The sequence below is a fragment of the Anaerostipes hominis (ex Lee et al. 2021) genome (assembly GCF_002270485.1).
GTDB classification, from domain to species: Bacteria; Bacillota; Clostridia; order Lachnospirales; family Lachnospiraceae; genus Anaerostipes; species Anaerostipes hominis.
The window spans coordinates 194610-214332 of the sequence record NZ_NQOG01000001.1; the positions used below are offsets into that span (position 1 = coordinate 194610).

Sequence of the window (19723 nt, forward strand, 5' to 3'; positions counted from 1 at the left end):
TCCATCCTATAAAAAATCCGGTGTCCCGTCCTTTCCTTCCAGCATCATTTTATCAAGTCTTCCATTCTGAAAATACTTCTCCCCATCCTCAATCATATAGAGTTCCCCGATTTTGTCACTGTACATTAAGTCTGTTTTCTGGATCGTATAAGTAAAGTAGTTCATCCTACTCCTGACTTCTGAAAGCTCATATTTTTTCTTGGAATAATCCATTTTCTGATCCAACAAAAGTTCTTTGTACTTGTCCCAGATTTCCTTTCCATCGATTACTGTCCCATCTTCCTCTTCTACTTTTCGGCAAAGGTAAACTGACATGCTCCACATATCATCCTGAATCAGCTGCATTCTTTTTTCAATCTTAGTATGATCCAGGAGACCGAGCTGTGTCGCAAAAAATGCTGTGATTCCGTAATCTCCCGTACTTTCCATAAAGGTTTGCTTTAATACCTCTAAAACAGAACCGTAATATTTCTGAAACGCTTTTTCAAAAAGAATCACTCTCATTTCTTCATTGGCCAGCGTATATTCCAGATTTTCTATCCTGGCATCTCCGTCCCGGTAAATATGCCGCGGATTATCCATTTCAAAGAAGTATACGACTGCATCTTGCTTTTTACAGGACCTGTTGATCCTTCCCATAAACTGCTCCTCACTGTCCAATTTAGACCAGTTTTTATATCCGATATCCATGTCAATATCTACGCCGGCCTCGATCACCTGGGTTGACACCAAAATCATGCCCTGCTCCCCTGCGGAATCAATCTTTTTCAGCACCTGCTTTCTCTCCAGAATGCTCTGATCTCCTGTGAGCAGTTCAGCCGGTACTTCCAGTCGTCCATCCTCCTGAAGCATTTGAAAAAATGTATAAGCAGACTCTTTTTTTATAAATTCTACCAGGACCTTTTTCTTAAGCTCCTGTTGACTTAATACATGATCCAGCAGATCTTCCATGGTAAAGTCTTTTTTCATAAGACTGTAATCCGCATGTACTCTGTTTTTAAAAACCGGATGAGAAAAAAATTTCTCTCTGTCCCTGATCAGCGGCACGGCATTTTCAAGTTCCGGAGATAACACATCCAGGTTCGGCAGTGTGGCGGACATTATGATAATTTTCATATTAAGAAATGATGCAAATTCTTTTAAAAATAAAATAATCTCCGTCCAGATACTGTTTCGGTAACTCTGGATTTCGTCCAAGACAAGAACGCTGTTTGCCAGCTGATGAAAGCCAAATGTACTTTCTTTTCTGCTCCCGAACATCGTATCAAACAGGCTGACATGGGTCGTTAAGATCATAGGGTAATTTAAAAACTGGCGGTTCAGCAGTGCTTCCTGATAATATTGAAGCTCATCTGTTTTTAACTTAACCCGATCCATTGGAATCGGCTTCATGGAATTTACCACTGCAATATCCTCCATAACCTTTGATCCCCCGAATATTTTTTCCATAGACTCAAGGTTTTGCTCAATCAATGTATTAAATGGGTATACATAAAATATCTTTCCAATGCGAGATTTTTTCTTCATAAGCTGAAAGCTTAAATTGACAGCCAAATTCGACTTCCCGCTTCCGGTCGGTGCTTCAATGAAGAAAACGTTCTGATCCATATGCTTTTTTAATTCCCTTTCAGCATCCAGAAAAAGTTCCGTCCGCATAATATTGATATTCTCTTCTTTCTGCAGATCTTTTTCTTCCAAATATTTTTCCTGCTCATAATTTCGTATTCCATGATTAAGTTCTGTCCCATAATATTGTCTGCAAAACTCATCCATATGCTCCATTCCGCCAAAATGCCTGATCTGCACTCCACTCATATATTCTGATGTAGCATAATGGTCACTGGCAACCAGCAGAGAATAGATCAGCCGTTCATACGCGTAAAAAAGAATCTGCCTGGTCCGGCTTTTTTTATCACGGGCTGTCTTTTTTACATTTCCTGCGGCTTTCCCAAGTTTTTCTCTTCCAAGAGAACACTTGAATCGCTTTTTATAAAATTCAAGATTTTCTTCATCTTCCAACATTTCAATCAAATGATAAATATCTTCATCTTCAAAACTTTTGAGATAATTTGCAAATGTGTCTAAATCACTGTGGTGTTTTGCTATCAAATAAGAATTCAGAAATAAGAACTCCTTCAACTGCTTCTTATCACTCTTGTCAAGCGCCCATACTTTTTCCATAAAATATTCAAAATAAAGAACAGCCGAGATCAAAGAGTGATGGCTATTAGAAAAAATCTTTTTAGTCTCCGGCATTTCATGATCCATCTTCTCCTTCTGAAAATAAGGATTTACTTTTCCAAAATCATGAAAGGTCACAATTCCAAATATCATACTCCTGAAAAGATTCTTCGCGTCCCAGCTGATCTGATCAAAATATTTTTTTTCAAACACCTCCATGCAGTGCTCCAGATTCTTTTCCTCAAAAATCTTTAGAAAATAAGATTCTGCCAGATTGGTGTGCTCTTTTAATGTTTCTTTTTTCCTGTCATCTTTCTTTGGCCTGTGAGCAAAATACCGCTCCGGTTGTTTGATCAGATCCTCTATTTTTACAACATCTTTATCAAAATACATATCTGTTCCCCCTAATAATGTAAAAACCCGCCGGAAAGAATTCTGCTCAAAGACAGAATCCTCTCCGGCGGTATTTTAATAAAACACAATCATATTTTCTCCTGCCAGGTATAAGGGCACTCCACATTCTTTTATATATTGGTTCGTATAAACAAACGGCTCTGTGACATAAAGGTTTGTGAAAGGGTCCAATGCATATGGCAGTCCTTCCTCATACTTATAGAAATCCTCTTCCTCATCGTCGTCTTCATCCAAATATGCAAATGTGACTTTTCCTTTTGGCATCAGACAATCCATTTGCCTGTTTTCCGGTGAAATTTCCTCTGCCTCCATAATCTCAGGATGCAAAAGATCCGCAGGATGGTCGTTCTTCCCGAGATAAGGAGAATAAACACAGCGCCTGCCCATCAAAGCTTCAGAGAGTTTACGGCTCTCCTCACAATCCAGGAGAATATAGATATCCCACTCCGGTGATTCCAGCCATTGTTCTTTTATGATCAGATTGCCGCCCTGCTCCTTGGAGGCATAGCCGACTGAATTATTAAAGTATTGGATTTTTTTCGGAATCCAGCCTTTCTCATTTTTCGGCACGATGGAAAGTCTGCAGTCTTTGAGCCGTTCATAAAACTCCGGGAAACCTGGTCCTGCCATGGAATGCTTTTTCCTTTTATCTGTTTTTATGGATTCATAGCCTGAATAGCCAAGTACGGCTCCAAAGATCCCGAGAAGAACAACTTTATGAATCTGGCCATAAGTAAAATAATAATAACTGTTCACATCCGGCTTCTTGAAAAACGCAGTCCTTCCTTTCAGAGTAACCTTGCATACTTCCATTGGCTACACCTCTTTTTGTGTAATGATATTATAGTATTTTGCTCCCTGGATTTCACAATCTAATTTGGTTGTATAAGGATTATAGTAAATTTCCACGCTTCTGATTTTGTCTGCGAGATCATCTAAAAATGCGGTATCTTCAAATGCGATGATGTTTTTATCCTCTCCCTTTGTAAATGTCATATATTCAGAGAGGTTCGGAAGATATAAATCCGGATCTGTCTCCACAAACAGAGCAAACTCATTTTCGCAACCTTCTTTTGAGTTAGTGGCAAAAGCAGTGGCTGAAACTAACGCCGTGCGTTTGAAATTCTCATAGTCTTCTTCTGTGTATCCGTCAGTCACGCCCAGCTGGACAAACTCTTTATATGCCAGAGGATTTACAACAAACGGATAGAAATAATGAGCCTCATTGCTGACGATTTTTGTTCCGAGTGTAGAGTTTTTCGCTTCTTCCTTTTTATTGTCTTTCGATCCGTCCCTGAACGGAGATAAAATCTGCTGTTCCTCCGGGCTTGTTCCCTCATATTTATTGAATCCCTGTCCAAACTGAACGGCTCCGGTGATGGATATATTGTTTTTTTCTTCGGCAAACGTTGCTCCAAAATTTTTTACGTCTGCCGCTTGGAATAAGTTTGTGATCACTTCCTTTGTGTCATTACATTTTTTCAGATCCTCTATACCATATAAATATTCGTACCGCTCTTTCAGGGAATTTGGAACCAATGTCACTTCACCCTTTTTCCCGTCGGAAAATTTCATAGATTTGATATAAAGAACTTTCTTCCCTTCATTGTCCCACATTTTTTTCATTGGATATTTCAGTGCCTTGTCACTGCCAAAGGTTGTTCCATCCTGTGTGGTTTTCGGATATCCGGTAAAATCGGCATTCCAGTTAGCCATGATTGAAGAAATTCCTAAGACTCCATATACTCTTTTATCCATTTACTTATCCTCCTTTGGTACATAAATCAGACTGCTGTGTAAATATCCTGCTATCATCAAATCCTTCTCAAATTGCCCTTTCAGCTCATATTCCGTTATCATGCAGTAAAGGTTATTGAAACGTCTGCTCGATACTTCGATATCATAATTATATTTCAAGAAAAATTGTACCAGTTTCTTTTTTAAGACTGCATCTGTTCTTGCATTTAAAAACGGATTTACCAATGCATGTGTCTTCTTTTTTCCTTTATTTAATGAAATATAATACTGTACCAGCTGTCCGACGGCAAAAAAGTATTCATTATCTGACTGTATTTCAGATGTTTCCTTCGCATCCAGTTTTGCCTTTAAATCGGTCACTATCTGATTAATTCTATTCTCCATCGTATCCTCTCCTTTATCCGAAAAATATTCCAACAGTGAGTGGCGCAAATTAAAGCAGTCCATGGCCTTAAAAATGTAGCCTTCCTTCAACGCTCCCAGTACTAAATCCAAAGATACGTTTCCCAGAACCTTTGCGACCTGCACCTCTTCATCTTTGTACAGCCAGTCAAAAATAGCTTCCCTGGAAATGATGAGATTCCGCTTGATATATCCATCATTCATTCCCAGTTTATTCTGGGGCGTAAAATAATTGCCCTTCAGAAATTTAGAAAAGAAAACTGCGTCCAGCAGACTCTGGATCTTCTCTTTCGTATAATAAGTGCCATATTCGGTTCCTTCTTTATGCTCTTTCGGAGTATAGGAAAGGGCATTTCGATATACTAACGGCCTTCTTACAGAAGGGTGATAACTTGGAATAATATCGCTGCTGTGGATTTCTACTTCTTTTCCTTTTTGAATCCGCAGATAATATCCCTTAAAATCACGATCAATGATTTCATTGTTTTTGAACGCACATATCGTCCTTTGATCCGTATCGATATATACATTGGATTTACCCGCCATGGCAAAGTTCATCAGATGATCAAAAAACTTTTTCTGAAGAAGGACTTCCTCTTTGTTCAGCAGAAACGGCACCTCAATTTTTTTCGTACGGCTGGACAGGAAAGGTTTTTTCGCATTCATTCCGAGATTGTTATTTGGCAGGCCGTAAACTTCGCCTTTCATCTCCAGATTATAATCATTGCTGTTATAAATATTCGGCACCAGATATCTGTCATTTTCCCGTTGATACTGCTCCATCGGTGCTTCAAAAAATATTTTCAGATAATCTTTTTTGGAAAGATCCACATCCAGCTGAAAAATATTCTCTTTTATCCACATGCGGTTCTTTTCTGCTATATCCCTGGGAACACCTCCGATTTCTTCTTCCAGCATTTGATAAATCTTCAATGTCTGTCCCTTATATTTAAGCTCCGGATGGCTGACCGCATCAAAATAACGATCAATGGCTTCCGCATCCAGTTTTCCGTTTTGAAAACTCTCTTTCTTCACAAAAAATGAAAGATAATTATTGGAATGAATGATTTTTTTGTTGTCCTGCGGTTTATTCATATCGATCAGCCTGCTGTAATAGTCATACTGGCAGATTTTAGTGAAATAACGGTTGGTGCGGTTTATCTGACCGCTTTTTTTATCGAGTTCAATTTCCACAGGCTCCAATAATGTTCCGTCTTCCTTCACGATCAGATATGTTCCGTTGGCCGGTATGTAAGAATCGAACAGCAGATTATTGTTTTGCTGTAATTGTTCCTTGAATATTTCCGTACACTCTCTAAGCAAAATGCTACCTCCTACATCCACCTGTAATTTACAAAACCAGCCCCCCGCGCATTTATTTCTCCCAGTCCTGTTCCCAGAGTCATATAACTCAGTTCCTGTGACAATTCATTGTCCGCTACCTTTAACGTAATTTTATCTCCTAAAAGTTTTATTTTCTTATAAGAAACAGTGATCGGAGTTCTGTTTTTGACCTCAATCATACGAATGAATTCAAAATCTTCATCTATCTTTGTATCGCAGAAGGCATTATATTTTTTTATAAGATTTACGGTCAGTCTTTTTTCATACTCCTGTAAAGAAAAAACACCCCTCCAGTAGCGCTCTGCTTTCACAATCACCGGAGAGATAGAATAAATCGTATCAATAATTTTCTTTTCTTTGGGGATAATTTTGATTTCGCAGGTTAATGCCTGCATCTCATCGGATCGCTCATGAATTAATTTTTCGGAAAATACTTTTGCAAGCTGTGGATCAATGGTGCGGATTGTTATGACATACACCTTATCCTTTTTATAAATTTTGTCCTTTTCTAATGGATATGGATTTCCAAAAGAATAATTTTTAAATTGATTTGCCTCATGAAATTTTTGAAGTGCTTCGTCTCTGCTCAGACAAATGTCAATCAGTGCGGCTGTCTTCTTTTGAACTGCTTCTACAGGGATATCTTCTAACAGATATACTTTTAGCCGAATTTCAAAAACTTGTAAATCCACTGCCCCACCCCTTTCTTTTGTATGCACCCTCATATCGTATAAATGCTGATAGTACCTATCATAACGACTGCCTTAGAGGGAATGATTCATTAATAGCTTTTATACACAAACCACTCTATTGTTCTATTTTACTATATTTTTCAAAATAATACAACATTTTTCAGCCATTCTTCAGCTTCCCTTAAACAGTTATTTGCGGTCAAAATAAGGTGCCTTTCCTGCTGCCGCCAGCGGAATTCCAAGGATCATCTTCACTTCCGGTCCCAGCATCCCTAATGATAATGCTCCTTTTCCAACAGAAAACATGATCCGATTATCCACATGATTCATGGACGCCACGCTGACTGCCGAGCCCAATGCAATTCCCAGATCCATCGGATCAAATACACAGACGCTTTGGTTCTCCCTGCATCCCTGGCAGTTTGCCTGATTGCACCAATCACAGCACTCATTCAGTCCTCTTGCTTTCGGTGCGGTTCTGGCAGCAGTACACATCTGTCTGGCTGTCTGAAGCACGCCTTCCATTTCCAGTTCTTTTTCCTCATAAATCATCCCTTCATCCTCCTGACTTATAGAACTTATTACGCCTTTATAGCCCATCTCATCTTTGTCGACCGTGCACGGCTGTTCATCCTGCATTCTTCTGCCGACGGACGGATCACATCGGTTGAAATCTCTTGATAAATCCCTTCCCGCAGCAGACGTTTAAAAGATTTTTTTACCAGTCTGTCTTCCCCGGAGTGAAAGGTCAGGATTGCAGCCCGGCCGTCCTTTGCCAGTACATTGGGCAGCTTTTCTAAAAATTCATACAAAACTTCAAACTCACTATTTACATCAATCCGCAAAGCCTGAAATGTTCTCTGGCACGTTTTCTTCACGGCTCCCTTCTTCTCATGCTCCGGCAGAAATTCCAGAGCCTCTTCGATCACTTCCCTCAATTTTGTAGTCGTATCGATGGCTGTTCCCTTTTTAATCTTAGAGACAACGGCACGGGCGATCACGTCAGCATAAGGCTCATCTGAATTCTCCATCAGCATCCCCTGTAACTCCTGTCTTGTGATGTTTCTAAGCCTCTCCGCTGCTGAAACTCCTTTTTCAGGATTTAGGCGCAGATCCAGCGGACCTTCTGTTTTGTAGGAAAATCCCCTGTCCGGATTGTCAATCTGCATGGACGAGACGCCTAAATCCGCCAGGACAAAATCAAATGGTCCTGCTTCTTTCGCTATTTCGTCAATCTTTGCAAAATTCAGCTGACGGATCGTTAAAATTTCCGGTCCGTAACCAAGTTTCTCTAGGCGTTCTCTAGTTTTCTTAAGTTCTATGGCATCCACATCCAGAGCATACATATGTCCTTTCGATTCCAGACATTTCATCATCTCCAGCGTGTGCCCTCCATAACCTAACGTTGCATCCAGACCGGTCTGTCCCGGTTTGATCTGGAGGAACTCAAGGATTTCTCTCACACAGATAGAAATGTGCATGCCGGCAGGCGTACTGCCTTTTTGAATAATTTTTGCAACCGTGTCCGGATATTTTTCCGGGTGAAGTTCCTTATACTTTTCTTTATAATTTCTAGGATGGGTTCCGCTGTACCGGATACGTCTCTTGTGCTTCTGTTTTTCTTCCTGATTTTCCATGATTACCTCTTTCTCTTTTTGCTTCCTATTCTTTTCTAATGTTATCATATTTCTTAAATCTAGGAAACACACATCAGAAGTGACTCTGGTTATATTTTTATCACGCCGGCATATAGTAAAAGAAAAAGGATTTTTTAAATGGCAGACAAAGGCAACTTAAAAATTCAAGTAAACTCTACCATTGGATATGTTCCGGTGCGGAATGCTACTATATCTATCTCCTATACCGGAGAATCCGATCAGGTTCTAGAGGAAGTAACCACTGATCAGAACGGACAGACCGAAGAGGTAGCGCTTGATGCTCCTCCAGTGGAATACAGTCTTTCCCCGAGTGAAAACCAGCCATACTCAGAATATAATCTGCATGTGACAGCACCCGGCTATGAGCCGGTAACGATCTCGGGAGCTCAGATTCTGGCAGATACAAACGGTCTTCAAAATGTTTCCATGGTTCCCTTGGAAACTGCAACTACAACACTTGATAATATAGTCATAGGCCCTCATACCCTCTGGGGGGATTATCCTCCTAAAATTGCAGAAGATGAGATCAAGCCAGTCAATGAATCCGGTGAGATCGTACTTAGCCGGGTAGTGATCCCTGAATTCGTCATTGTCCACGACGGAGCTATTACTGACCAGACCGCCCAAAACTATTATGTGCGCTATAAAGACTACATTAAAAATGTGGCTGCCTGTGAGGTTTACTCCACATGGCCTCGTTCGTCCCTGGAGGCCAACATTCTGGCGATCATGTCCTTTACTCTGAACAGAGTTTACACTGAGTGGTACAGAAACAAAGGACACGACTTTACGATTACTTCCTCCACCGCCTATGACCACAAATGGATCAATGGAAAGACAACATATGATTCCATCAACACCATTGTGGATGAAATCTTCGCCAGTTATCTGTCCCGGCCGAACGTGCGCCAGCCGATCCTGACACAATACTGTGACGGCAAACGGGTAAGCTGTCCGGAGTGGATGACACAATGGGGTTCTAAGTATCTGGGAGATCAAGGATATACTCCTATCGAAATTCTCAGATATTACTATGGAGAAAGTATGTATATCAATACCGCAGAGCAGATTTCAGGCATTCCTTCCTCCTGGCCGGGTTATGATCTGACCATAGGCTCCACCGGCGAAAAAGTCCGTCAGATGCAGGAACAATTAAACCGGATCGCAAAGGACTATCCTTCTATTCCTACGATACCGGTGGACGGTACATACGGACAGCAGACGGCCAATGCCGTGAGAGTATTCCAAAATGTATTCGGCCTTGGACAGACCGGAGTCGTAGATTATCCAACCTGGTATAAGATCAGCGAGATCTACGTGGCAGTGAGTCGGATCGCGGAACTTAATCCATAAGTTTTTCATCACTATTTCCGTCACGCTTTGAAATGCGTTCCTCCAATAGTGATAAAAAACGATCGCTGAATGGCTCCTTTTGTTTAAAGGATACTTATCCAGCAGAGATATCGTCCATTCATAAAGGCGGTGGGGTTCAATTCCCGCTGCCTTTTCCTTTGTATATCTGCAATTCTAAAAAGTATCTGTCTGTTGTATTTTCAGGAAGATATAGGATTTGGTCTCTTCTCTTTTCCTATGATGTATAATGCCCTGCTGATAAAATACAGTCAGATTTAATCTCTGGGACAATGTATACAGCTTTGTTATTTCACTCATGTAGGCTTTATCATCCGTCTTCATCGGCCGCGGAAATGACCGGAAGGCTCTGCACTCTTTTATGAACAGTATATTCCTGGTGTTGATTTTTTCAGGTTCCATGACAGTGTTCAGCTTTTGTTTTCAGACCAGATTGCTGCCTTTCTGGGTGCCAGCGGAGAGCTTGTCTCCCTAACTTCGGATTATCTCAGGTACTATATTTTATTCGGTATCTCCGGCCTCGGACAGGTGATCTCCTGTATGATCATGCTGCCGCATTTTATCCACGGGAAAGGAAAACTGACCCGGCAAAAGAACAAAGTGTGCAAACCTGTCTCATCGCTTAGGCCCCCATTCTTTGAGGGGCTTGACAAATTTGCGTGACAAGGTCTTTCCTGAGAAATAAAAAATCCATGGTAATTAGATGAGATAACCTCAAATAATTCCATGGATTTTTAAATTCATTTATAAGATTCCGCCGATACTCAAGAATAATGGTGCGAATACTAAAGCTACGATCGTCATCAGCTTAATCAAAATGTTGATAGACGGTCCTGATGTATCTTTGAAAGGATCACCTACAGTGTCGCCGACAACGGCTGCTTTATGAGCGTCACTGCCTTTTCCGCCGTGGTTTCCTTCTTCGATATACTTCTTCGCATTATCCCAGGCTCCTCCGGCATTTGCCATGAAGATCGCCATCATAACACCAGATGCCAAAGATCCAACTAATAATCCGCCGAGAGCTTCCACTCCTAAAAGAACACCGATGATCAATGGGGCAATGATTGCCATAACACCCGGAAGAAGCATTTCTTTTAACGCTGCTGATGTGGAAATTTCAACACAGTTCTTGTAATCCGGCTTTCCTTTTCCTTCAAGGATTCCCGGAATCTCTTTGAACTGACGGCGTACTTCCACGATCATTTCGTTTGCTGTCTTACCTACAGACTGCATAGTAAACGCTGAGAATAAGAACGGAAGCATTCCGCCGATCAGCACACCTACGATTACTTTCGGGTCCAGACAGTTGATCGTTGTCAGGTCAACAGCCTGTGAATAAGCAGAGAACAGTGCCAATGCGGTTAATGCCGCAGAACCGATGGCAAATCCTTTTCCCATAGCCGCTGTTGTATTACCTACTGCGTCAAGCTTATCTGTGATCTTACGCACAGATTCATCTAACTCTGCCATCTCTGCAATACCGCCGGCATTATCGGCAATCGGTCCGTAAGCATCGACTGCTACCGTGATACCTGTTGTGGAAAGCATACCTACCGCTGCGAGAGCAATTCCATATAAACCTGCGAACTGATATGCCACAATAACCGCGATACTGATGAAGATGATCGGGAATGCTGTGGATTCCATTCCTACTGCAAGTCCTGAAATAATCGTTGTCGCAGATCCTGTCTCAGACTGATCAGCGATCTTCTTAACTGCGCCGTAGTCACTGGATGTGTAGAACTCAGTTAATTTACCGATAATATTACCAACCAAGACACCGCCAAGGATTGCCCAGAAAGTATCCAGGTTTCCGAAGAACTGACGGCTTAAGAAGAATGCCGCAATCAAAACGATTACACTTGAGAAGTATGTACCTCCATCCAGTGCCCTGTGCGGATTCTGGCTCTTCGTATTTACTACGAAAATAACACCGAGAATAGATGCCGCAATTCCGATCGCTGCGAGTATCAGCGGGTAAACAGCCCCTTTTACGCTGAATGCCACAACACCGATGGTAATGGCAGATACGATAGATCCGACATATGATTCATATAAGTCGGCACCCATTCCTGCTACATCACCTACATTGTCACCTACGTTGTCGGCGATAACTGCCGGGTTTCTCGGATCATCTTCCGGGATACCTGCTTCTACTTTACCTACAAGGTCAGCTCCGACGTCAGCGGCTTTTGTATAAATACCACCGCCCACACGGCCGAACAATGCCACAGAGGATGCTCCCAAACTGAATCCTGTCAGTACGCTGACATCTCCTGTCACCTTGTAAACCATAGTAACACCGAACAGTCCAAGACCTACCACAGTAAGTCCCATAACGGCACCGCCGGAAAACGCGATGGATAAAGCTTTGCTCATCCCGCCTGATCTTGCTGCCTCTGCAGTTCTTACGTTTGCTTTTGTTGCTGTATGCATTCCGATAAATCCTGCAAGAGCAGAAAAACATGCTCCCACTAAAAAGCATACTGCTGATACCCAGCTCTGGATTCCAAGGCCGATCAATACAAATACTACGATACAAAATAATATAAGCAGCTTGTATTCTGCCCTGAGAAATGCATGGGCTCCTTCGTTGATCGCTCCGGCAATTTCTTTCATCTGGTCATTTCCTTCATCCGCACCTTTTACTTTCGTCATCAGTGCAAATGCAACAACCAGAGATAAGATTCCGGCCGCAATCGCAATGTACATTTCCATTGTCCAATCTCCTTTCATTTCCTCATAATATATGAATTTGAGTTTATGACTTTTAGTCATGTTTTTATATTATACCAAAGTCATTTCAAGAATACAATATTACAATTAAAAAAAAGACTGGAAGAGAGGTTCCTCTTCCAGCCGTAACATTTATTTGATTTCCACAATCCATCCATGGGTATCTTCAATCCTGCCCAGCTGGATTCCGCTCACAGTGTCATAGAGTTTATGGCTTAATTCGCCGATTCCTCCGTCTTTTACCTGCATGATCACATCTCCCCAGCGCAGTTTGCCCACCGGTGAGATAACGGCCGCAGTTCCTGTTCCCCAGACTTCTTCCAAGAGCCCTGCTTTGTGTGCTTCATAGATCTCATCTATGGAAATCCGCTTTTCTTCTACCTCATATCCCCACTCTTTGCAGAGCTCTATAACTGAGTCTCTGGTGATACCGGGCAGAATACTTCCGTTTAACTTCGGAGTCACTACCTTGCCGGCGATCTTGAAGAAGATATTCATAGCTCCTACTTCTTCAATATACTTTCTTTCCACTCCGTCCAGCCAGAGTACCTGGGAATATCCTTCATCATGTGCTTTCACCTGGGATAAAATGCTGGCCGCATAATTGCCCCCGGTCTTGGCTTCTCCGATACCTCCGCGTACAGCTCTTACGTAGTCATCTTCGATCCAGATGCTGACAGGGTCCAGTCCCTCCGGATAGTAAGGCCCTACCGGTGACAGAATGATAATAAACTGATAGTATCTGGAAGTCTTCAGGCCCAAAAACGGATCTGTTCCGATAATAAACGGACGGATGTATAAAGAATGGTCCGGCTCACATGGAATCCAGTCCTTGTCCAGAGCAACTAACTGCTCAATCGCCTGGATGTAGTCTTCTTCCGGAATTTCCGGAATACACAGCCTGTCAGATGAACGGTTAGATCTCTTTGCATTCATGTCCGGGCGGAATAAATTCACATTTCCGTTTTCTGAATTATATGCCTTCAGCCCTTCAAAGACACCCTGTCCGTAATGAAAGATCGTTGCAGCCGGTGACAATGTGAGATCAGCATAGGGAACGATGCGCGGATCATACCATCCCTTTTCCTCATCATAGTCCATCACAAACATGTGATCTGTAAAAATGGTCCCAAACAGAAGCGGATCATCTTTTCCCGGTTTTTCTTTCGGGCACTGTGTCTTTTCAACTTTGATATCTAACATGTTATCTCTTCCTTCCTGTTATATGTAGTTTTTCATTAAGTTTTATTATGAAACTTTTTGAATCTTCTGTCAATCGTCATTCCGTTTCTGATACTTCAAAAATACATATTCAAGGTCAAAATAAGTCTGTTCTTCACTTTCCTTTACAATCTCCCATCCTTCCAGTGCGTCAAGATCCGGAAAATAGGTATCTGCATCATATGCATAGTCGAGTCTGGTGACATAAGCCGTATCACAGTAAGGAAGCATCATCCGGTATATACTCTCTCCCCCAATGATAAAGATGTCTTCATCCGCATATTTTTTAAGTTTTTCAAACAATTCTTCCTCGCTGTGGACCACAATGGCTCCCCGGCCGTCGTAATCCTGATCTGTCGTCATGACAATATTTGTCCTCTTGGGAAGAGGCATGCCGTTTGGAAAACTCTCTAATGTCTTCCTTCCCATCACCACGACTTTTCCTGTCGTAGTCTGCCGGAACATCTTCATGTCGTTTGGTATATGAACTAAAAGCTGGTTTTCCCTGCCGATTCCCCAGTTCTTGTCCGCATTCACAATCAAATTCATATTTCTCTCCTATATGGCAATGGGGATGTCCTTAATCTGCTCCCCTGCTTTGTAATCTTCTATCTTAAAGTCATCCACAGTAAACTCATAAAAGTCTTTCACATCGGGATTCATGGAAAACTTCGGCGCGTCATAAACCGGGCGCTTGATCAGTTCCTTTATGACCGGAATGTGCCGGTCATAGATATGTGCGTCAGCGATCACATGGACAAGCTCTCCCGGCTCCATGCCGCATACCTGTGCGAGCATATAGAGCAGAACTGAGTACTGGACTACGTTCCAGTTATTCGCCGCCAGAATGTCCTGAGATCTTTGATTGAGGATGCCGTTCAGAACAAGCTTTTCATGTCCCGGTTTTTTGGTCACGTTAAATGTCATGCTGTAAGCACATGGATAGAGATTCATTTTATGCAGGTCCTGATGAACGTAAATATTTGTCATGATCCTGCGGCTGTATGGATTGTTCTTTAAGTCGTAGATCACCCTGTCCACCTGATCCATCATACCTTCCGCATACTGATGCTTTACCCTCATCTGATAGCCGTATGCCTTACCGATCGAGCCGTCTTCGTCCGCCCATTCATCCCACACATGACTCTTTAAATCATGTATGTTATTTGACTTCCTCTGCCAGATCCAGAGCAGTTCGTCCACAGCAGACTTGACAAACGTCTTCCTCAGTGTCAGCGCCGGAAACTCCTTTGACAGATCATAACGGTTCACAACGCCAAACTGCTTGATCGTATAAGCTTGTGTGCCGTCCGGCCATTTGGGCCTGACTTTTTCTCCTTCTGTGCTGGTCCCGTTTTCTAAAATATCTCTGCACATATTGATGAACAGAGTATCTGCATAACTCATGATTTTTTTCCCTCTCTTTCCCGTCTGTCCAGTTCTTCTTTTATCTGTTCTTCTTCCTTCTCGCTGTTGATCGTCAGCATCTCGATCCTTCGCCGGAAGAATGCGATCTTCCGGTCAAAGATCCCCAGTTTATATAGATTATACACGAAGATGCCCAGGATCAGAGCCAAAAGCATGCCGCCGATGCCCGAAAGCTTTAAGCCGATATAAATCAAAAATAAAGTGGCAAGGGGTGAAATCCCCATACTGTCTCCCATCATTTTGGGCTGAAGCACCTGTTTGGTCACAAGACAGATCACGTAGATGATCAGCAGTATAATGGCTGTCTTAATGTCTCCTGTGAGGATCTTATAAAGTGCCCACGGGATGATCGCCGTCCCGGTCCCAAGGATCGGAAGCACATCCAGAATTGCGATCACAACTGCGAGGAAAAATGCATAGCTGATCCCCGCAATGATAAAGCCGATCCAGAGGATCGCAATGATAATGACCATGATCTTTACCTGGGCCCAGCAGTAACTTGCCAGAACTCCCAGTGTATTGTGGTAGAAGATGCCGATCTTGTGACGGACCATCCTCGGGACATGCTTTTCATACCCCTGTACAATCTTATCCTTATCTACGATAAACAGATATGAGGCAAAGAACATAACGATCGTGCCGATAAATCCGCTGGTCATGCCTTTGGCCACATTGCCGGAATGCTCCATGCCGTAATTCCCGATGGCACTCACCGCCTTGTCCAGCACCTTGTCCGTGGAACCGAGCATCGTATCAAACTTTACCCCCATTCCGTACGGCAGAGAATCCAGCAGGTGTACCGCCTGTTCTTTAAGATTCATCAGCTGCGTCTGGACCGTCTCTCTTAAATCCGGAAGGTTGGCCGCAAATCCCACGATCTGGGCTGCCAGCTGGCTGAAAATAAATGAAATCAGTGCGATCAGGCCTGCGATCACCGCAATGATGATCAATGCCGAGCCGAATCTCTTTGGAAGACTGATTTTGTCTTCCAAAAATGCGATCACCGGATGGGCCAGCATCGCCACAATCCAAGCGGCCACAAAGGGCCATAAGAATCCGATGCACTTAGGCAGAAAAAAGATCAGAAGAAAGGCCCCTCCCGCGATCACTATAAGTTCCATGAATATTTCCAGATATATTTCCCAACGTCTCATCTTTCATCACCCCAGCTTTTTAATTATTTACATTATAAAGTAACGTTCTCCGGATGACAAGGTCACAGTCCCTCCGGATGTAAAATTCACACTTTCGACATAAATACATTCTGCCCTTTTTTATAATAGTAAACCCGGTCAGACAAGATCTCACCGTCATCCACCACGGTTCGGTTCACCTCTTTCACCAGTTCTGAAAGGGCCGCCGGATCACTTCCTTCCTTTTCAGGCACAAGCAGAACCTCATGGATACTGCTGGGAAGGATATAAAATCCACCTTTGATCTGATCGGAAAAACTGTCGAGTATCCCGTCATAGAGGACAGTTCCCGCACCATTAAGTCCTTCTTCGTTGGTCAGGACATATAGTTCTCCTCCTGCCTCCATCTGTGGAAATAACTGCTCCATAGGGCGGAGCAGCGGCGGAAAGACCCTCTTTGTATTTGCTTTTGCATCTTCCATGAGCTTATCCTTCGTGATGCCCCATAAGTCAAGATCCTGATTGCGGATCAGAGCACTGGCCATCCCATTCTTGTCGTGATGGGCAAACCACCGGTAAGTCACGGCCAAATCTTCGATTCTCTCACAGGGACAGTCCTTTAACTGTTCTTTGTTCTTCTCATAATTTACCAGACGGAAAAACAGAAGATCCCTCATATGGCTGTAATCCCTGTAAAGGGAAGTATCAATCGGACTGTCCGCCCTGCTGTCCTCATAGACCCCGCCTATCCTGCATAAGATCTCTCCCAGATCTGCTCCCTCCCGGTAATCCTCATAATAGGAGTCTAAATAAATGATAGGCTGGCAGACTTCTTCTCCTTTTCCGATACAGAGGCCGTTTAAACTGATGTTATTGTTCTTTGTCACCTGCCGGATGGAGGCCTGCTTTTCCTCCGGGTCCTTCACATACTCCAGTATGTGTTCTTCTACATAAGTTAAAAACTCTGGTCTGGTCAACATAACCGTCTCCTTCCTTGCTGAAACGGAAGTCTACGTCATACCCCACCTCGTATATTCCATAATTTAGAAATAATTACATTATTATCTTACCTCAAAGTTTTTAAAAAAGCAAGCAGTACCGGAAATTTTCCGTGACCTGCCTGCTTTATCCTATGGCCTTATTTGTTTTTTCAAAAACTCCGCCAGAGTCTGCATCTCATCATCTGTGCCGATCGTAATTCTTAAATAATTGTCAATTCTCGGCTTATTAAAATACCGGACATATATTTTCTCTCTCTTTGCCGCTTCAAATAATTCTTTGGCCGGAATAGATTCATGTGATGCAAAGACAAAATTTGCTTTAGAATCCGCAAAAGAAAATCCCATATTTCTCAGCTCTTCCTGAAACCATTCTCTAGTTTTTATAATCTTTTCTCTTGTCTTTTGGAAATAAGCTTCGTCCTCGATCGCCGCCCTTCCCATGACAATGGCCGGCTCGTTCATCGTGTAAGAATTAAAGGAATACTTCACATCGTTCATGGCCTTGACCAGTTCTTTATTTCCCATGGCATATCCTATCCTGAGCCCCGCGAGAGAGCGGGATTTAGAGTACGTCTGTACGACCAGCAGATTATCATACTCAGGAATCAGGCTTCTCGCGCTTTCACCTCCAAAGTCGATGTAAGCCTCGTCCACGATCACAAGAACGTCTCTGTTGTGATCTAAAATATCCCTGACTGTTTCTAATTCTAAAAGAGCCCCTGTCGGTGCATTGGGATTCGGAAAGATCACTCCCCCGTTTTCCCCGTAGTAATCCCCGGCACGTATGCCGAACTCGTCGTCCAAGGCTTTGGTCTCATAAGGTATCTGAAACAGGCCGGCCCAGACATCATAAAATGAATAGGTGATGTCCGGGAAAAACACCGGTCTTCCGGAATTAAAGAATGTCAGAAAAGCGATGGCCAAAACGTCATCTGAGCCGACTCCGACGAAGACTTCATCCCGATTCAGACCGTAATAGGAACTGATCGCTTCTGTGAGATCCGCCGCCGCCGGGTCCGGATACTTTCTCAGATTTTTAATATGATTCATTGCTTCTAAAACTTTCGGAGAAGGAGGATATGGATTCTCATTCGTATTCAGCTTGATCACACCGTCCTCTTTCGGCTGTTCTCCCGGAGTATACGGGACTACATTTCTTATATTATCTCTCCAAGATTTCATCTTATCTCTCCTTGTATTCATCGATCAGTTTCTGAAACAGAGGCAGCGCCTTCTCAATCCGTTCCGTAGGTACACAGTACGAAATCCGCACATAACCCGGACATCCGAAGCTGTCCCCCGGAACCATCAGCAGGTCATACTTCTTTGCCCGCTCACAAAATGCATTTGCGTCTGGTTCCAAAGCCTTGGGGAACAGATAAAAAGCACCTCCCGGCTCCACACACTCGTAGCCCATATCCGTCAAGGCGTTATAAAATAAGTCCTTGTTTGCCTGATATACGGAGAGATCCGCCGTGAGATCAACACAGTCGCCGACTACCTTCTGATACAGGGCAGGCACACTCACATAAGAAAGCAGCCTTCCCGCAGCAATAAATACAGCCAGAAGGTTCCCGTAATCTTCCGCCTCACACGGTGCGATGATATAGCCGATCCGTTCTCCGGGTATGGAAAGGGATTTGCTGAAAGAATAACAGACTAATGTGTTGTCATAATATTTCGGAACGTGGGGAAGCTTTATTCCGTCATAGACGATCTCCCTGTATGGCTCGTCAGATATGATATAAATGCTGTGGCCTGTCTCCTTCTGCTTCTTCGTGAGAAGCTCTGCAAGCCTCTGAATCGTGTGCTTGGAATAAACGGCTCCGGAAGGATTGTTCGGGGAATTGATCAGCACAGCCTTCGTGTGCATATTGATGGCAGACTTAAGCCTATCAAAATCAATTTGGAATGTCTCAGTCTCAGCCGGTATAACGGTGAGCTTACACCCGGCTCCCTCAGCATATACCTGGTATTCGGGAAAATAAGGCGCAAAGGTGATGATCTCATCCTCCGGCCCGTCCACCAGGCTTTTAAAGCAGATGCCCACGGCAGCAGCAGCCCCTATGGTCATGAAAATATTATCCGCGCTGTAAGTTGTAGCAAACCTGCGGTTTAGAGACGCCGCCACGGCATCCCTCACCTCAAATATTCCGGCGTTGCTTGTATATCCATGGACTGCCACCGGATCGCCGCCTTTTATGTACTCCATGGCTGTATCATCCACTTCCTTAGGGGCAGGCACCGATGGATTTCCTATGCTGAAATCAAATACATTTTCAGTTCCCACTTCTTTGGCCCTCTCCATGCCGAATTCAAAAATATCCCGGATCACGGAGTGCTGTTTCGATAACTCTAATACTTTTTTTGATAACATAAAA

General features: G+C 43.1%; 17 protein-coding genes. 2 read left to right on the forward strand and 15 right to left on the reverse strand.

The features are described from left to right. Nucleotides 1-6: 6 nt before the first annotated feature. From CI597_RS01000 to rsmH, 7 genes are all read right to left on the reverse strand, one after another. Complete coding sequence (locus tag CI597_RS01000) at nucleotides 7-2574, reverse strand: CRISPR-associated helicase/endonuclease Cas3 (protein WP_095142858.1); 2568 nt, start codon at nucleotides 2572-2574, stop codon at nucleotides 7-9. 75 nt (nucleotides 2575-2649) lie between these two features. Further along, complete coding sequence (gene cas5b, locus CI597_RS01005) at nucleotides 2650-3408, reverse strand: type I-B CRISPR-associated protein Cas5b (RefSeq protein WP_024726739.1); 759 nt, start codon at nucleotides 3406-3408, stop codon at nucleotides 2650-2652. A gap of 3 nt (nucleotides 3409-3411) precedes the next feature. Continuing rightward, on the reverse strand, nucleotides 3412-4353 hold the full coding sequence (locus tag CI597_RS01010) for a type I CRISPR-associated protein Cas7 (RefSeq protein ID WP_024726738.1): 942 nt from the start codon (nucleotides 4351-4353) through the stop codon (nucleotides 3412-3414). Continuing rightward, on the reverse strand, nucleotides 4354-6078 hold the full coding sequence (locus CI597_RS01015) for a hypothetical protein (RefSeq protein ID WP_024726737.1): 1725 nt from the start codon (nucleotides 6076-6078) through the stop codon (nucleotides 4354-4356). It abuts the gene before it with no gap. A gap of 11 nt (nucleotides 6079-6089) precedes the next feature. Continuing rightward, the gene (gene cas6, locus CI597_RS01020) at nucleotides 6090-6791 is read right to left on the reverse strand and encodes a CRISPR-associated endoribonuclease Cas6 (protein WP_095142870.1); all 702 of its coding nucleotides are present in this window, start codon (nucleotides 6789-6791) and stop codon (nucleotides 6090-6092) included. A 189-nt stretch (nucleotides 6792-6980) separates the two neighbouring features. Continuing rightward, nucleotides 6981-7343, reverse strand: coding sequence for a ferredoxin domain-containing protein (locus CI597_RS01025; RefSeq protein ID WP_024726736.1), 363 nt, complete (start codon nucleotides 7341-7343; stop codon nucleotides 6981-6983). Nucleotides 7344-7372: 29 nt separating this feature from the next. Further along, nucleotides 7373-8428 (reverse strand): 16S rRNA (cytosine(1402)-N(4))-methyltransferase RsmH, encoded by a 1056-nt coding sequence (gene rsmH / locus CI597_RS01030; protein WP_024726735.1) that lies wholly within the window; start codon nucleotides 8426-8428, stop codon nucleotides 7373-7375. 138 nt (nucleotides 8429-8566) lie between these two features. Between rsmH and CI597_RS01035 the strand changes: the two genes are divergently transcribed. Both CI597_RS01035 and CI597_RS18300 read left to right on the forward strand, forming a co-directional pair. After that, nucleotides 8567-9802: a peptidoglycan-binding protein gene (locus CI597_RS01035; protein WP_024726734.1), complete on the forward strand. Its 1236-nt coding sequence runs from the start codon at nucleotides 8567-8569 to the stop codon at nucleotides 9800-9802. A 435-nt stretch (nucleotides 9803-10237) separates the two neighbouring features. Continuing rightward, nucleotides 10238-10483: a hypothetical protein gene (locus CI597_RS18300; RefSeq protein WP_024726732.1), complete on the forward strand. Its 246-nt coding sequence runs from the start codon at nucleotides 10238-10240 to the stop codon at nucleotides 10481-10483. Between the two features lie 81 nt (nucleotides 10484-10564). Here the strand turns inward: CI597_RS18300 and CI597_RS01050 are convergent, their stop codons facing one another. The 8 genes from CI597_RS01050 to CI597_RS01085 all read right to left on the reverse strand — a co-directional run bounded on the left by CI597_RS01050 (nucleotide 10565) and on the right by CI597_RS01085 (nucleotide 19719). Next, nucleotides 10565-12541, reverse strand: coding sequence for a sodium-translocating pyrophosphatase (locus CI597_RS01050; protein ID WP_024726731.1), 1977 nt, complete (start codon nucleotides 12539-12541; stop codon nucleotides 10565-10567). 150 nt (nucleotides 12542-12691) lie between these two features. Then, nucleotides 12692-13762 carry a branched-chain amino acid aminotransferase gene (locus CI597_RS01055; RefSeq protein ID WP_024726730.1) on the reverse strand — a complete coding sequence of 357 codons (1071 nt, stop codon included), beginning with the start codon at nucleotides 13760-13762 and terminating at the stop codon, nucleotides 12692-12694. 69 nt (nucleotides 13763-13831) lie between these two features. Next, nucleotides 13832-14329: a dihydrofolate reductase gene (locus tag CI597_RS01060; protein ID WP_024726729.1), complete on the reverse strand. Its 498-nt coding sequence runs from the start codon at nucleotides 14327-14329 to the stop codon at nucleotides 13832-13834. Nucleotides 14330-14338: 9 nt separating this feature from the next. Beyond that, nucleotides 14339-15187 carry a thymidylate synthase gene (gene thyA, locus CI597_RS01065; RefSeq protein ID WP_024726728.1) on the reverse strand — a complete coding sequence of 283 codons (849 nt, stop codon included), beginning with the start codon at nucleotides 15185-15187 and terminating at the stop codon, nucleotides 14339-14341. After that, a complete protein-coding gene (gene ytvI, locus CI597_RS01070) occupies nucleotides 15184-16362 on the reverse strand; it encodes a sporulation integral membrane protein YtvI (RefSeq protein WP_024726727.1) in 1179 nt (392 codons plus the stop codon). Before ytvI ends, thyA begins: the two co-directional genes overlap by 4 nt. 86 nt (nucleotides 16363-16448) lie before the next feature. After that, nucleotides 16449-17321 (reverse strand): DUF5688 family protein, encoded by an 873-nt coding sequence (locus CI597_RS01075; RefSeq protein ID WP_024726726.1) that lies wholly within the window; start codon nucleotides 17319-17321, stop codon nucleotides 16449-16451. A gap of 150 nt (nucleotides 17322-17471) precedes the next feature. Beyond that, a complete protein-coding gene (gene hisC, locus CI597_RS01080; protein WP_024726725.1) occupies nucleotides 17472-18524 on the reverse strand; it encodes a histidinol-phosphate transaminase in 1053 nt (350 codons plus the stop codon). Nucleotide 18525: 1 nt separating this feature from the next. Next, the gene (locus CI597_RS01085; protein WP_024726724.1) at nucleotides 18526-19719 is read right to left on the reverse strand and encodes a pyridoxal phosphate-dependent aminotransferase; all 1194 of its coding nucleotides are present in this window, start codon (nucleotides 19717-19719) and stop codon (nucleotides 18526-18528) included. Nucleotides 19720-19723 lie beyond the last annotated feature (4 nt).